Source organism: Cryobacterium cryoconiti, assembly GCF_004403065.1.
GTDB lineage: Bacteria > Actinomycetota > Actinomycetes > Actinomycetales > Microbacteriaceae > Cryobacterium > Cryobacterium cryoconiti.
On the sequence record NZ_SOHA01000005.1, the window covers coordinates 221,176 to 235,971 of the forward strand.

At 69.4% G+C, this 14,796-nt stretch carries 13 protein-coding genes; 8 read left to right on the forward strand and 5 right to left on the reverse strand.

The window, feature by feature from the left end; all coding sequences use genetic code 11:
* Positions 1-3: 3 nt before the first annotated feature.
* Both E3T49_RS02400 and E3T49_RS02405 read right to left on the reverse strand, forming a co-directional pair.
* Positions 4-660, reverse strand: coding sequence for a DedA family protein (locus E3T49_RS02400; RefSeq protein ID WP_134423135.1), 657 nt, complete (start codon positions 658-660; stop codon positions 4-6).
* 59 nt (positions 661-719) lie between these two features.
* Positions 720-1,331: a hypothetical protein gene (locus E3T49_RS02405; protein WP_134423137.1), complete on the reverse strand. Its 612-nt coding sequence runs from the start codon at positions 1,329-1,331 to the stop codon at positions 720-722.
* 121 nt (positions 1,332-1,452) lie between these two features.
* Between E3T49_RS02405 and E3T49_RS02410 the strand changes: the two genes are divergently transcribed.
* From E3T49_RS02410 to E3T49_RS02445, 8 genes are all read left to right on the forward strand, one after another.
* Entirely contained in the window at positions 1,453-2,961 is a 1,509-nt protein-coding gene (locus tag E3T49_RS02410; RefSeq protein ID WP_134423139.1) for an anthranilate synthase component I family protein, read from the forward strand.
* Between the two features lie 77 nt (positions 2,962-3,038).
* Complete coding sequence (leuS, locus tag E3T49_RS02415; RefSeq protein ID WP_134423141.1) at positions 3,039-5,621, forward strand: leucine--tRNA ligase; 2,583 nt, start codon at positions 3,039-3,041, stop codon at positions 5,619-5,621.
* Between the two features lie 91 nt (positions 5,622-5,712).
* Positions 5,713-6,426, forward strand: coding sequence for a ComEA family DNA-binding protein (locus E3T49_RS02420; protein ID WP_134423143.1), 714 nt, complete (start codon positions 5,713-5,715; stop codon positions 6,424-6,426).
* Between the two features lie 63 nt (positions 6,427-6,489).
* Positions 6,490-7,350 (forward strand): endonuclease/exonuclease/phosphatase family protein, encoded by an 861-nt coding sequence (locus tag E3T49_RS02425; protein WP_134423145.1) that lies wholly within the window; start codon positions 6,490-6,492, stop codon positions 7,348-7,350.
* Positions 7,347-7,940 (forward strand): DUF2238 domain-containing protein, encoded by a 594-nt coding sequence (locus E3T49_RS02430; RefSeq protein ID WP_134423147.1) that lies wholly within the window; start codon positions 7,347-7,349, stop codon positions 7,938-7,940. Before E3T49_RS02425 ends, E3T49_RS02430 begins: the two co-directional genes overlap by 4 nt.
* Positions 7,941-8,045: 105 nt before the next feature.
* The gene (locus E3T49_RS02435) at positions 8,046-10,589 is read left to right on the forward strand and encodes a ComEC/Rec2 family competence protein (RefSeq protein WP_134423149.1); all 2,544 of its coding nucleotides are present in this window, start codon (positions 8,046-8,048) and stop codon (positions 10,587-10,589) included.
* A 41-nt stretch (positions 10,590-10,630) separates the two neighbouring features.
* Positions 10,631-11,674, forward strand: a complete 1,044-nt coding sequence (holA, locus tag E3T49_RS02440; RefSeq protein ID WP_134423151.1) for a DNA polymerase III subunit delta — start codon at positions 10,631-10,633, stop codon at positions 11,672-11,674.
* A gap of 56 nt (positions 11,675-11,730) precedes the next feature.
* Entirely contained in the window at positions 11,731-12,069 is a 339-nt protein-coding gene (locus E3T49_RS02445; protein WP_134423153.1) for a YciI family protein, read from the forward strand.
* A gap of 103 nt (positions 12,070-12,172) precedes the next feature.
* Here the strand turns inward: E3T49_RS02445 and rpsT are convergent, their stop codons facing one another.
* The 3 genes from rpsT to E3T49_RS02460 all read right to left on the reverse strand — a co-directional run bounded on the left by rpsT (position 12,173) and on the right by E3T49_RS02460 (position 14,711).
* The gene (gene rpsT / locus E3T49_RS02450) at positions 12,173-12,436 is read right to left on the reverse strand and encodes a 30S ribosomal protein S20 (RefSeq protein WP_104100003.1); all 264 of its coding nucleotides are present in this window, start codon (positions 12,434-12,436) and stop codon (positions 12,173-12,175) included.
* A 118-nt stretch (positions 12,437-12,554) separates the two neighbouring features.
* Positions 12,555-13,301: an alpha/beta fold hydrolase gene (locus E3T49_RS02455; protein WP_134423155.1), complete on the reverse strand. Its 747-nt coding sequence runs from the start codon at positions 13,299-13,301 to the stop codon at positions 12,555-12,557.
* 144 nt (positions 13,302-13,445) lie between these two features.
* Entirely contained in the window at positions 13,446-14,711 is a 1,266-nt protein-coding gene (locus E3T49_RS02460) for an HNH endonuclease (protein WP_134423157.1), read from the reverse strand.
* Positions 14,712-14,796: the final 85 nt, after the last annotated feature.

Here is a 14,796-nt window from a genome sequence, read left to right on the forward strand (position 1 = left end):
CGGTCAGCCGACCGGGGGACCCGGCTGTTCCATGTGGCGTTCCTCACGCCGGTGCAGCCACCGCTTGACCAGGAAGACAAGCAGCACGAAGACGGTGATCGCACCGACGAAGAGGTACCCGGCGAAGTGCAGCCGGTCGGAGAGTTCCCGGTAACCCTCGGCGGCGGCCGATCCGATCGAGACGTACGCCACCGCCCAGATCACGCAGGCCGGCACGGTCCACTTCATGAAGGTGCGATACGGCATCGGACTCATGCCCACGGTCAGCGGGATCAGCGAGTGCAGCACGGGCAGGAACCGCGACAGGAACACGGCGATTCCGCCGCGCCGCGCGAGGTAGACCTCGGCCCGGGCCCAGTTGCGCTCCCCGAGCCGCCGACCGAGACGGCTCATCCGGATCCACGGTCCGAAGTGGCGACCGAGCATGAAGCCGATGCTCTCCCCGATCAGGGCACCCACGATCACCGCCACGACGAGTCCCAGGAACTCGGCCACGTTGCTCACCGCCGTGCTCGCCACGATCACGATGGAATCGCCCGGCACGACCAGGCCGACGAGAACGGATGTCTCCAGCAGCATCCCGAAACCGGCCAGCAGCGTGCGCAGAACGGGGTCCACGCTGGAGACCGTATCGAGGATCCAGCTGAGGATGTCGTTCACGTGTCACAGCCTAGGCCAGCACGTCCGGCCGACCCTGAGCGCCCGCGGCGACGCCACACCTACTGGAGCGGTGCTTCCATGATGGCGACGTCGATGCTGTAGTCGGTCGCGGTCAGGCTGGTCACCACGACGTTGGCTGCGTGCCGCACACCGTCGTCGGTGGTGGCGACGCAGGTGATCCGGGCGTCCAGGTAGATCGGAATGGGCTCGGTCCCGCAGTCGATCGCCGGCTCGTAGCCCAGCTTCTCTCCGAGGGCCGGTGCGGCGATCCCGGCCAGAGCAGCTCCGGTCACGGTGGGTGCATCGGCGCCGGTGACGGGCTCGTCGGCGTCGGTGTCGGGCGTGAGGGGCGATCCGGTGACCACCGAGACGGTGTACTTGCCGCCGTCGATCGTCTTCAGGGTCACGGTGGCCGGGTAGTCCAGGCCTGATTTCGGGTTGAAGGCCGTGCACTCCACTTCGGTACCCTCGACCGAGTCGACGCTGCCGTCACCGCAGTCCATGGTGGCGACGGTGTCCCACTGGGTGCTCAGCGCCTTGGCCCCGACCGTCGCGACATCCTCGGCGGCGACGGTGAGATTCGCGCTGGCGGTGCAGCCGGACAGCAGGACGGCGATTCCGGCCACAACCGAGAATGCGCCGAGGCGCGTGGTGATCGTCGATGTGCGCATGTGTGAAATCCCCCTGGACGTCTGTCGACGCCGACAACCACGGACGGCGTTCGGCAAGCGTATCGGCCGGGGCGGCGGACCGGTGCACCGGCGGCGGAATCGGGGCATCTAGGCTGGGACCGTGAACGGGTCGATCCACAGCATCCCCCTGCCCGGGTGGTGGGACCCGGCCCGGGTCTTCGGCGCCCTCTACCGGGACAGCCCGTACGCCTTCTGGTTGGACGCGGGCGACGGCGCCGAGACCGGACTCAGCTACCTCGGCGCTGCGTCGGCCGGGTCTCGGTTCGTGACCGCCTCGGTGCAGGAGGGGACCGTGACGGTCTCGTCCGCCGTGCACCCGTCGCAGCCGGCCCAGACCTCACCCGGCACGATCTTCGACTTCTTGCACGCGGACCTCGCCGGTGCCCGCGCCGACACCTCCACCCCCCTGATCCCCGCCGACGGCGTCCGGGCGCGCAGCAACGCCGCCGGCTTCCGGCTCGGCTGGATCGGCTGGCTCGGCTACGAACTCGCCGCGCAGACCGTCGGCACCCCGGTGCACCCCTCGCGCTACCCGGATGCGGCCCTGCTCGAGGTGCACCGGGTGCTCGTGTTCGACCATGCGGCGCACAGCGTGACGGCGCTCGTGCACCGCGGTCCTGACGAGGCGACGGATGCCCCGCGGGCCTGGGTCGACTCCGTGCTCAAGGCCCTCGCCGCGGCGCAGCCGGCACACCCGACAGCCGTCAGCCGACCTGTCCCGCCGCAGCCTGCGGTCGCAGCCGGCGGTATCGGCGCGGCGCGGTGGCGGCACGACCCGCACCGCTACGCCGCGCTGATCGACGACTGCCAGAGCTTCATCCGGGCCGGCGACGCCTACCAGCTCTGCCTCACCAACGAGATCCTGGTCGACGTGCGGCCGCACCCGGTCGACGCCTACCTCGGCCTCCGCACCGGCAGCCCCAGTCACCACGGCGGGCTTCTCCGCTTCGGGGAGACGGCCCTGCTCAGCGCCTCACCCGAACAGTTCCTGGCCGTGACGGTCGACGGCCGGGTCACCACCAAACCGATCAAGGGCACCCGGGCGCGGTCCTCGAGTGCGGTGCGCGACCGCCAGCTGCGCGACGAGCTCGAAGCCAGCGAAAAAGAGCGCGCCGAGAACCTGATGATCGTCGACCTCATGCGCAACGACCTGGGGCGGATCGCCGAACTCGGCAGCGTGCAGGTCACGAACCTGCTGGCCGTGGAGAGCTACGCGCACGTGCATCAGCTGGTCAGCACGGTCGAGGCGCGCCTGGCCGCGGGGTTGACCGGGGTGGATGCGGTGGCGTCCTCGTTCCCGGCCGGTTCCATGACCGGCGCCCCGAAGATGAGTGCGCTGACCATCCTCGACGCGCTGGAGGGCGGTCCGCGCGGCCTTTACGCCGGTGCCTTCGGCTATTTCGGGCGGGACGGCGCGGTCGACCTGGCCATGGTCATCCGCAGCATCGTGCTCAGCCCGGACGGGGCGTCCATCGGCACGGGCGGCGGCATCACGGCGCTGTCCGACCCGCTCGAGGAGATCGAGGAAACCCGGCTGAAAGCGGCGGCGCTCCTGGCCGTCCTCGGCGTGCACCCGGCCGGCGCCGACACGGGCCAGGGCCAGGTTTAGTAACCTAGGGAACGGACGCCGCCTCCGCGCGGCCCTGTGCCTGTTGGCGCAATCCCCACTGCAACGAAGAGAGTCACGTGGCACACGAGTACGAGCACACCCGCACCGGCCAGGACAGCGACGAAGAAGTCTACGATTTCGCCGCCATCCAGGCGAAGTGGCAGCCGATCTGGGAAGAGCTCGAACCCTTCCGCACCAACGATCCCGGCGACACCCGCCCGCGCAAGTACGTGCTCGACATGTTCCCGTACCCGTCCGGTGACCTGCACATGGGGCATGCCGAGGTCTACGCGCTCGGCGACATCGTGGCCCGCTACTGGCGCCAGCAGGGCTTCAACGTGCTGCACCCGATCGGCTGGGACTCCTTCGGGCTGCCCGCGGAGAACGCCGCGATCAAGCGCGGAATCGACCCTCGCGGCTGGACCTACGACAACATCGCGCAGCAGAAGAAGAGCATGAAGCTCTACGCGGCATCCTTCGACTGGTCACGCGAACTGCACACCAGCGACCCCGAGTATTACAAGTGGAACCAGTGGCTGTTCCTGCAGCTCTACAAGAAGGGCCTCGCCTACCGCAAGGACAGCTGGGTGAACTGGGACCCGGTAGACCAGACCGTGCTCGCCAACGAACAGGTGCTCGCCGATGGCACCTCCGAGCGCAGCGGCGCCGTGGTGGTCAAGAAGAAGCTCACCCAGTGGTACTTCAAGATCACCGACTACGCCGACCGCCTGCTCGATGACCTCAACCAGCTCGAGGGCACCTGGCCGGCCAAGGTGCTGAACATGCAGCGCAACTGGATCGGCCGCTCCATCGGAGCCGACGTCGACTTCGTGATCGAGGGCCGCGAAGAGCGCATCAGCGTCTTCACGACCCGCCCCGACACCCTGTACGGCGCGACCTTCATGGTCGTCGCCCCCGACGCGGACCTCGCCGCCGAGCTGGTGGCGGATGCCGCACCCGCCGTGCAGGAACGGTTCCGGGACTACCTGGTGAAGGTTCAGAACAGCACCGAGATCGAACGTCAGGCCACCGACCGCGAGAAGACCGGCGTGTTCCTCGAGCGCTACGCGATCAACCCGGCCAACGGCGAACGCCTGCCGATCTGGGCCGCGGACTACGTGCTCGCCGACTACGGCCACGGCGCCGTCATGGCCGTGCCGGCCCACGACCAGCGTGACCTCGACTTCGCGCGCCGCTTCGACCTGCCCGTGATCGTGGTCGTCGATACGACCGCGCCGGTCACCGGCATGATCCCCGTGATCACACAGGACATGATCGACGGCACGGAAGAGCTCCCGTCGCTCGACCCGGCCCGCACCGGAATCGCGCTCACCGGGGAGGGCCGCCTGATCAACTCGGGCACGCTCAACGGTCTGAGCAAGAACACCGCGGTCAAACGCATGATCGAGCAGCTGGCCGCCGCCGGAACCGGGCGCGCAGCCAAGAACTACCGGCTGCGCGACTGGCTGATCTCCCGGCAGCGCTACTGGGGCACGCCGATCCCGATCATCCACGGCCAGGACGGTGCGGAGATCCCCGTGCCGGAGGACCAGCTGCCCGTGCTGCTGCCGCCCACCGACGGCCTCGACCTCAAGCCCAAGGGAACGTCGCCGCTGGGCGGCGCGACCGATTGGGTCAACGTGCCCAACCCGATCGACGGCACCCCGGCCCGCCGGGACGCGGACACCATGGACACCTTCGTGGACAGCTCCTGGTACTTCCTGCGCTTCCTGAACCCGACCGACGACACGAAGGCGTTCGACCCGAAGGAAGCCGAGAAGTGGGCGCCCGTCGACCAGTACGTCGGCGGCGTCGAGCACGCCATCCTGCACCTGCTCTATGCCCGGTTCATGACCAAGGTGCTCTTCGACCTCGGCTACGTCAGCTTCACCGAACCGTTCACGGCCCTGCTGAACCAGGGCATGGTCATCCTCGACGGCGCCAAGATGTCCAAGAGCAAGGGCAACCTGGTCTACTTCACCGAGGAGGTCGACCAGTTCGGCGTCGATGCGGTTCGCCTCACCATGGCGTTCGCCGGCCCGCCGGAAGACGACATCGACTGGGCCGACGTCTCCCCGGTCGGATCGGCCAAGTTCCTGGCCCGCGCCTGGCGCGTCGCCCGTGACGTCACCAGCGCGCCCGGCGTCGAATGGAAGTCCGGCGACGCCGCCCTCCGCCGGGTCACGCACCGGTTCCTGGCCGACGCACCCGGCCTGGTCGAGTCATTCAAGTTCAATGTTGTCGTGGCGCGCCTGATGGAACTCGTCAACGCCACCCGCAAGGTGATCGACACGGGCGCCGGCGCCGCGGATGCCGCGGTGCGCGAGGCCGCGGAGGTCACCGCCATGGCCCTCAACCTGTTCGCGCCGTACGCGGCCGAGGACATGTGGCAGCACCTCGGCTATGAGCCCTGTGTCGCCCTCGTGCAGTGGCGGAAGGCCGACCCGACCCTGTTGGTGGAGGAGTCGGTCACGGCTGTCGTGCAGGTCGACGGCAAGGTGCGGGACCGTCTCGAGGTGTCGCCGAAGATCTCGGGTGAAGACCTGGAGCGCCTGGCGCGCACGTCGGCCGAGGTCATCCGCCGGATCGGGGACCGCGAGATCGTGAACCTGATCGTGCGGGCACCCAAACTGGTCAGCATCGTCACCCGCTCCGTCTAGCCTCGCCTCCCCAGGGCGGCGCCCTCCGGCGTCGCCCACAGCGGACCCGGTCGTGCCGGAGAACAGGCGGGCACCGGCCTAGCCTGTCCGGATGGAGCCTGACCCGGTTGTCGCGGCGCTCGACCGTCTCGCCCCCGGCGCACGGGGGCGTGCACCCGTGCGCATGCGCATCGGGGTGGGCGCCGCCGTGCTGCTGCTGATCCTCGCGCTGGCCGCGGCCGTGGTCGTGTCCGCCGTCGGGCAGCAGTCCGGGCACCGGATCGTGGCGCCGTCGGACACAGGGGAGGGGCAGTCAGGCGGCGCGGAGAGAGATGCCGACGCCGGTGGCCCGTCCGATTCCCTGGCGTCTCCGGAGTCCGCTGCGATCATCTTCGTGCACGTGCTCGGCGCCGTGCGGCGCCCGGGACTCTTCGAACTCTCCACCGGGGCCCGGGTGATGGACGCCGTGGCCGCCGCCGGCGGTTTGACCGAGACGGCCGACCCCTCGGGGGCGAACCTGGCCCGCAAACTCACCGACGGGGAACAGCTCTATCTGCCGCAGGTCGGCGAGCTGCCGCCGGGGCCGCCTGCCGGCGCCGGATCTGGCGGCGGTGCCGCCGCCGGCGGTGCGGCGACCCTGGTCAACCTCAACACGGCCACCCTGGCCGACCTCGACACCCTGCCGCGCATCGGCCCGGCCATGGCGCAGCGCATCCTCGACTATCGCGAGGCCAACGGTCCATTCGCATCCGTCGACGACCTACGGAATGTCACCGGTATCGGGGAGAAGACCTTCGAGGGTCTCAGCACCCTGGTCACGGTGTGAGCGTGCACTCGGTGCCTCGGCGGCGACCTGACGCATCGGTGCGGCGAGCGTATCGTGTGCGGCATGACGGATGGCGCCCTGATCGGTCCGGTGACCGCACCCGACCTGCACGTGATGACGTACAACATCCGTCGGCGCTTCCCTCCGCTCCGGCCGCGGAGTCCCGACCGCTGGGGTGACCGGAAGCAGCTCCTGCGACGCCTCCTCGACGCGGAGCAGCCGACCCTCCTCGGCGTGCAGGAGGCGCTGGCCGACCAGGTCGACTTCGTCGCAGACGCCCTTGGATCGCACTATCGGTGGGTCGGCCACGGCCGCAATGCCTCCGGCGGCGATGAGAGCTGCGCGGTGTTCTACGACGCACGCCGGTTGGAACTGACCGATTGGCGGCAACGGGCTCTGTCGAAGACGCCGCACCTCGCCGGCTCCCGATCGTGGGGCAACCTGGCTCAGCGCGTGGTCGTGTCGGCCGAATTCACGGATACCGCAACGGGCGCGCGGCTGCACGCCTTCAACACACACTTCGACCACCTCTCGTGGCGGTCGAGGCGAGAATCGGCGAACTTCATCCTGGACCTCGTCGACGCCTCCCGGGAGGCCGAGCCGGAGGCCGCGATCATCGTGACCGGTGACTTCAACGCGGATGCGCGTGCGGCCGTCTACCGCCCGCTCCTGGCCGAGGGAGCGCTGCGGGACTCCTGGGAGGCGGCGGAAGAGCGTCTGACACCGCAGTGGGGTACCTTCTCGAACTACCGGCGGAGCCGCGAGGGAGGCAAGCGCATCGACCTCATCCTGGTGGGTGGTGGAGTCGACGTGATGACCACGGGCATCAATGCCGCCCGGTTCGAGGGGCGTGCCGCCTCCGATCACGAACCCGTGCAGGCGGTCCTGCGCTACGCGTCCGTCCGGCCGGAGGTGCGGCCATGATGCGTGCCCTCCTGCGCGCGCCGTCGGGAGTGGCCCAGGTGGTCGCTGACGGGCTGCGGGTATTGGCACTGCTCGGTATCGTCGCCGCCGGCCTCGGCTGGGGCACGATCGCCGGGGTCAGCCTCGCGGTCGTGTCGGTCGGCATGTTCCTTCCCCGTCTTCTGGATGTTCGTCCGAGCGTCGACATAATCTTCGGCGTCGTTGTGCTCCTGGCCGTGTGGAGCAGCGTGCTGCAGATCTACATCTCGACCCGGTGGTGGGACCTCCCCATGCACTTCCTCACCAATGGGCTCTGCGCGGCGCTGTGCTACCTGCTGTTTGTGAGGATTGGAGTCCTGGCCGACGCCGCCACCCTCCCGCGCCCGACGCTGACGGCCGTCGTGATGACAACCGCCCTGGGGTTGGCCCTCGGAGTGCTCTGGGAGATATTCGAATGGTTCGGTCACACCTTCATCGACGAGGAAATCTTCGTCGGTTACGTCGATACGATCGGCGACCTGGTCTGGGGCGGCGCCGGCGCCCTGCTCGCCGGGTTCACCGTGTCGTTCCTGAGGGGGCGGTCCGTCGAGCAGGGCGCCCTGCCCCACTGACCCGCGCTGAGCAACTCCGCCTCCCCACCCTGTCGGATTCCGGACGTGGGCACAGGCTGCGGGAGACCCCGGGACGCGCCGCGCCTGCGCATCTAACCTCCACCCATGGAGTCCATGACCGGGATCGACCTGCGCCTCGTGCTTCCGGCCCTGTCTGCGTGGCTGGCGGCCTGGCTGCTCATCGCGTTCCCGGAATGGGCGCCCGGCAGCCAGGCCGCCCTGTGGGCCGGAGCGGGGTGCCTGGGGCTGGTGACGTGGCGAGCAAGCGATCACAGACGACGAGGTTCACGTCGAGGCGGCGATTCCCGGTGGTCGGGCCTGGTCGGCCGGCCACCGATGGAGGCACAGGCACAGGCACTGGCAGTGGCTCTGGTCTGTTGTGCGGCCGCCGCCCTCGTGGCGTCGACCGTCACGGTCGCGGGCGCCAATCGCCTGCCGCCGACCGTGCGCGAGAGCGCCGCCAGTCAGGAGGCTCTGACGGTGATTCTCACCGTGTCGTCAATCCCCGTGCAGACGCAGTCGTTCGGCGCTTCATCCTTCGGACCGGCAGGTTTCGGCTCCGCTGAGTCACCGCGGGTACGCTTCCGGGGCACCGTGACCGGCATCGAGCCGGCCGGGGCTGAGAGGCAGGCTGGTGCGGGCACGCTGTCTGTTCCGGTCGTTGTATTCGCGGAGGCTGCGCATGGCGAGGCCGCGACCCTGCAGATCGGCAGCGTCGTGCGGGTGGACGCCACCCTCCGGCTCACGGCGGCCGGGGACGCGGCATCCGCGCTCGTGTTCGGCAGGGGACCACCCGAACTCGTCGCGCAACCGCCCTGGTGGCTCGGCTGGGCCGGTGGGCTCCGCTCGGGCTTCACCGCCGCCGCCACGGCGTTGCCGGGTGACGGCGGCGATCTGCTGCCCGGACTGGCAATCGGCGACACGAGCGCCGTGGGCGCGGACCTCGACACGGCGATGAAGACGAGTTCGCTCAGTCATCTCACGGCCGTCTCCGGCGCGAACTGCGCCGTCGTGATCGCGGGTGTCATGCTGCTGACCGGATTTCTGGGACTGCGCCGTGGCATCCGGATCGGGTTGTCGCTGCTCACCCTGCTCGGGTTCGTCGTACTCGTGACGCCCGAACCCAGCGTGTTGCGCGCCGCTCTGATGGCCACGATCCTGCTGCTCGGGATCGCGTCAGGACGGCCGGGCCGCGGCGTTCCGCTGCTCGCCCTGGTCGTGATCCTGCTGCTGGCGGCCGATCCGTGGCTGGCCCGCAGCTACGGGTTCGCCCTCTCGGTGCTGGCCACGGCCGGCCTGCTCGTGCTGGCCGCGCCGCTGACCCGGTTACTGAGCCGCTGGCTGCCGATCTGGCTCTCCGCGGTGATCGCCATCCCGCTGGCGGCGCAGCTGGCCTGCCAGCCGGTGCTCGTACTCCTCAGCCCCACCCTGCCGCTCTACGGGGTGCCCGCGAACCTTCTGGCCGGTCCCGCGGCTCCGGCTGCCACCGTCGTCGGTCTGATCGCGTGCCTGCTGCTGCCCTGGCTGCCCGCCGTCGCCGGGGGAGTCCTCTACCTGGCCTGGCTTCCCGCCGCCTGGATTGCGGCCATCGCCCGCACGAGCGCGGAGTTGCCCGGCAGCCGACTGCCCTGGCTGGGTGGGGTGCTCGGCGTGCTCGTGACGACGCTGCTGACCGTCGCCGTGGTGGGGCTCGTGCTGCGCGGGCGCACGGATGACCGCACGCACGGTGGCACGCAGGGCCCTGCGCTCTGGCCGATGGCGGCGATCACCGTTCTGGTGTTCGCCACCGGCAGCTACGCCGGCACCCTGCTCGGCTCGGGTGTGGGCCGGGCGGTGGCCTTCCCGGAGGACTGGCAGATCGCCGCCTGCGACATCGGGCAGGGCGACGCGGTCGTGGTGCGCGACCGCGACCGTTACGCGCTCGTCGACGTGGGACCGGACCCGGCCCTCCTCGCAGCGTGCCTGGACACGCTCGGCATCGATCGGGTCGACCTTCTCGTTCTGACCCACTACGACCTGGACCACATCGGCGGGGCCGCGGCGGTGATCGGCCGGGTCGACCGGGCGTTGGTCGGTATCCCGGAGAACGCCGACGATGAGCGCCTGCACGTGGCCCTCCTCGAGGGCGGGGCCGAGATCCGGGAGGCCGCTCGCGGGGACACCGGCACCCTCGGCGGCCTGCGCTGGGAGATCCTCTGGCCGGTGCGCGGGGCACCGTCGATGCAGACCGGCAACGACGGCAGCGTGACGATCGGCTTCGACGGGAAGGGCATCCGTTCCCTGTTCCTGGGTGACCTCGGTGCGGAATCCCAGGATGCGCTCCGACGGGTGTCAGGGCCCGGTTCGGTGGACGTCGTCAAGGTTGCCCATCACGGCTCCGGCGACCAGAGTCCCGAGCTCTACGCCGACCTGAGGGCCACGGTGGGGTTGATCTCGGTCGGGCGCGAGAACGGCTACGGACATCCCACCGACGAGATCCTCGCCATCCTCGAGGCGGCCGGCACGCAGGCTGTGCGCACCGACCGGCAGGGGATGCTGGTGGTCGCGCCGGCCCCGCAGGGCGGCGGAGCGCTGACGATCTGGAACGAGCGGGTCGAGGGCGGGGAGAAGGGCGGCGAGAAGGACGGGGCGGTCGCCGGCCCCGGCTAGTCTTAACCAATTACGCACAGCCCTAACCGAAGGATTCCCGAGTGGCCGCACGAACCGCCTCATCCGGCCGGGCCGCACCCCGCAGCGCCTCGAAAGCGGTCGCCATTCCGCAGTTGGCCTGGCACCAGGTTCGTCCGGCGCCGATCGTCCTGGTGTCCGGAACCGAGGTTTTCCTGGCCGAGCGTGCCATCCGGCAGTTACGCGATTTCCTCAAGCTCGAAGATCCCAGTCTGGAAATCAGTGATGTGCAGGCCGACAGTTATGCGCCCGGAGAGTTGCTCACCATGGCCAGTCCGTCCCTCTTCGGCGAGCCGCGCCTGATCCGCGTCAGTTCGGTGGAGAAGTGCAGTGATACCTTCCTCGCGGAGTGTCTGGACTACCTGCAGAACCCGGCCGAGGACACCTACGTGGTGCTCCGGCACGGCGGTGGGGTGCGCGGTAAGAAGCTGCTCGACACGATCCGTTCCGGCCTCGGCGGCGCCGTCGAGGTCGTCTGTGCGGAACTGAAGAAGGACACCGACCGGCACGACTTCGCCTCCGCCGAGTTCAAGACGGCCGGCAAGCGGGTCACGCCCAGTGCGCTGCGGTCTCTGGTCGCCGCGTTCTCCGGCGATCTGGCCGAACTCTCCGCGGCGTGCCAGCAGCTCATCGCCGACGTCGGCGCCGAGGTGACCGAGACGACCGTGGACCGCTACTACGGCGGTCGGGTCGAAGCGAACGCGTTCAAGGTGGCGGACGCGGCGATCGCCGGGCATCAGGGCGAGGCGCTCGTCATCCTGCGGCATGCGCTGTCCTCCGGCGCCGACCCGGTCCCGGTGGTGGCGGCGTTCGCCATGAAGATCCGCACCATGGCCAAGCTGTGCGGTGTGCGCGGCGGTTCGGCCCAGCTGGCGTCCCAGTTCGGTCTCGCCCCGTGGCAGGTCGAGCGGGCTCAGCGTGACCTGCGCAACTGGACCGACGAGGGTCTGGCTCGCTGTGTCGTGGCACTGGCCGAAACGGATGCCGCCGTGAAGGGTGCCGAGCGCGACCCCGTGTTCGCGCTCGAGCGGCTCATCGGCGTGATCGCCCGTCGCGGCGAGAGCTGACCCGGCGCCTATCCGCATCCGTTGCGGCCCGGCACGCCTGCGGGCACCATCGAGACATGACCAAATACCTGATCTCCTTCCCGAGCGGCGCCATGGTGCTCACCGACGATGAGTTCCCGATCGTCGTCGCTGAGTCCCACGCGGTGATCGAGGAGGCCAAGGCTGCTGGTGTCTATGTGTTCGGCGGCGGGATAGACGAGGGAATCGATCCTGTGCTGGTCTCCGCCGACGGGACAGTGAGCAGGAATCTCTATCCGGGGAGCGACCTCACGGGTGGGTTCACCGTGTTGGAGCTACCCACGCGGGAGGCCGCGGTCGAGTGGGCGAGGAAGATCGCGCAGGCGTGCCGGTGCTCGCAGGAGCTCCGCGAGTTCGGGCTTGACCCGGCGAGCTAGAAACACGGCCCGGACGCACGAAAGCCCCCACCGAAACGGAGGGGGCTTGCGCGTGTACGCGGGTCAGGGCCGGTGAATGGTCCTAAGCCAGGTCAGGCGGTGACTAGACGAGGGCGTTGACCGACTTGGCGATCGCGGACTTCTTGTTCGCGGCCTGGTTCTGGTGGATGACGCCCTTGCTGACGGCCTTGTCGAGCTTCTTCGAAGCAACGGCGAGGCTGGCAACAGCCTTGTCCTTGTCGCCCGAGGCGATCGCGAGGCGCGTCGCACGCACAGCGCGCTTGAACTCGCTCTTGACCGACTTGTTGCGCTCCTGGGCCTTCTTGTTGGTGCCGATACGCTTGATCTGCGACTTGATATTTGCCACGTTTATACGCTTTCGTTAGGTTCTTGTTCGGATGGGCCGCGTGGCGGTAGAGGGCGCCGTACGGCAATAATCGTGTGGGGTGGGACCCAACACGCAAGCCGACAGGAAACGATACCAGTTATTCGCTCAGGTCGACAATCGGTCCGGGGCGGTCGGCGGTGACGTGATCCAGGATGCCGGTCAGCACCACGGCAAACCTCTCCGGTTGAGCCAGGCTGACCAGGTGCGACGCCCGCGGCACAATCACGAGGTGGCCGTTCCGGCAGGCGGCGAGGAAGCGCCGCTCGTGCAGCCGGAACTGGTCGAAGGAGCCGTTGACCAGCCACACCGGGCCCGGGTATCGAGCCAGGCTGTCGAGCGGGCGGAGGGTGCCGGTGGCGCCGAGGGCGGCATCCATCACCTGCAGGGGAACGCCACCGGCCAGCGTGTCGGCGGCCCCCTCGGGTGGCAGGAGCAGTCGCACGAGGGTGGTGTGGAGCCACAATCCGTGGTCGGGAAATCGGCGGATCAGCCGGGCCAGGCGACGATAGGCGTCGAGCGGCCAGCCGGCCGGTCGCGCACAGCTGCCGGCGGCGACGAGCCCGGCCACCTTCTGCGGGTGGCGGGCGGCGTACTCGATGGCGTAGTAGCCGCCGAGGGAGAGCCCGACCAGCAGCACCCGGCCACCGAGGGCGTCGACGCCCTCATCGATGGCGGCCAGGGCGCCCGGCACCGTGAACGGTTTGTTCATGCGCGAGCCGTGTCCCGGCAGATCGATCGCGAGTGCCGGATGCCCGGTCTCGCCCACCAGGGCGAGCTGTCGCCGCCACATGGTGCCCGACGTGCGGATCCCGTGCACGAAGAGAACCGGGATGGGGCGTGACATTCGTTCCTCCTCGGCGAGCGGCGGCTCTAGAGAGTGACGGCGATGCCGATGATAGACACGAGCGGGTTACCGCACCAGATCAGCAGGCACAGCATCTGGTTCGCGCAGATCAGCCGCCACGCTTCGACCAGGCCTCTGCACCGCTTAGAACGGCGGCGGTTCCTCGAGGGGAGGCCCGGTGGGGAGCAGGTTCGCCGGTTCGGTGACGAAATCCCGGCCCGTCGGTGAGGTCCAGGTGAGAATGCCGCCCGGCGTTTGGGCGACCGACCACCGGGTCTCGGACTTGAGGGCGTGATTGGCCGTGCAGAGGTGTGCAAGATTATCGACGGCGGTTTGGCCGAGCAGGTGCCAGTCGTGGGTGTGGTCGAGGTCGGCGCCGTGCGCCGACCGGTTGCATCCGACGAAACGGCAGGTCTCGTCTCGGAGCCGCAGGAACCTGCGCATCCGTTTGGGTACCTTGTATCTGTCTCGTCCCACGGAGAGCACCACGCCGGTCTCCGGGTGGGTCAGAATCCGGGTGAAGCTCGGTGCCCGCGACGCCAGGTCTCGGGCGGTCTCGGGCGAAATCGGCCCGTAGCCCTCGAGGTAGCCCGGTTCCTCGCTGTGGCCGAGCAGCGTCATCACCGAAACGGTGATCTGAACGGTGGCCCGAACCCCCGTGCCGACCCCGGTGGGCGTGACCCCGTCGATGAGCAGGTCGCTGAGAACGTCGGTGCGCAGCTGGGTGAGTGTGCGCTGGTTCTCCCGGCACTGCTGTTTCTCCAGACCCTGCAGGCTGGCCGCGAGGTCATTCGCACGGGTGAAGATCGAGCGCACCATTTCGGCTCCGGTCGTCAGGTGCAGGGTCGCCATGCCGTCGGGTTCGGCCTGTACCCATGAGGTTCGGTCGAGGATGGACCGGGCTCGCCGTTTCGTGATGGTCTCGGGGTGCAGACGTTCTCTCAGCACCCGCGCCTTCTGCTTGAGCTTGGCCACGGTGAGCTTCTGCGCAGCGGGCAGCAGGGCCGCTTCGAAGTCGGGCAGGCCCTCCGCGGGGATCGACCAGGCCTGCCCGACGAGGACCTGCGCGTGCCGGTAGCTGATCAGGCCCTCCTGCAAGGCTTCGCGCGTTGCCGGCAGCTCCTCGGCCAGGGCGCGGCTCTCGGCCAGCAGATTCAGGGCCGTAGGCTCCGGCAGGCGCAGGGTGGCGGCGAGTTCGCTGGAGAGCTCGCGGCTCGCGATCTCATCGCGGTCCCACCGGGAGCGGGGGCTGAGCGGAATCTCCCCGGCGTGAGCCTCGCTGAACCGGCGGGCCTCGTCGATGGCCGCCGACCGCATGGCGAAGGCCCGTGCGATCACCCGGTCGGCCGCCGCAACGGCGTCGAAAAGGAGTCCGAGCTGCTCCTGGGTGGTGCCAACCGAAGTGGACATAGCAAAAGGTTACGGGCGACCACCGACATTCCCTCCGACTGCTTCGACGGGCCCGGCCGCGCGCGGCGAAACCGGGACCCAGCCA

Coding starts and splice junctions, on each gene's coding strand:
- E3T49_RS02420 (WP_134423143.1), top strand. CDS start 5,713: ATGGAGCCTGACCCGGTTGTCGCGGCGCTCGACCGTCTCGCCCCCGGC.
- E3T49_RS02425 (WP_134423145.1), top strand. CDS start 6,490: ATGACGGATGGCGCCCTGATCGGTCCGGTGACCGCACCCGACCTGCAC.
- E3T49_RS02430 (WP_134423147.1), top strand. CDS start 7,347: ATGATGCGTGCCCTCCTGCGCGCGCCGTCGGGAGTGGCCCAGGTGGTC.
- E3T49_RS02405 (WP_134423137.1), bottom strand. CDS start 1,331: ATGCGCACATCGACGATCACCACGCGCCTCGGCGCATTCTCGGTTGTG.
- E3T49_RS02460 (WP_134423157.1), bottom strand. CDS start 14,711: ATGTCCACTTCGGTTGGCACCACCCAGGAGCAGCTCGGACTCCTTTTC.
- E3T49_RS02455 (WP_134423155.1), bottom strand. CDS start 13,301: ATGTCACGCCCCATCCCGGTTCTCTTCGTGCACGGGATCCGCACGTCG.
- E3T49_RS02435 (WP_134423149.1), top strand. CDS start 8,046: ATGGAGTCCATGACCGGGATCGACCTGCGCCTCGTGCTTCCGGCCCTG.
- E3T49_RS02445 (WP_134423153.1), top strand. CDS start 11,731: ATGACCAAATACCTGATCTCCTTCCCGAGCGGCGCCATGGTGCTCACC.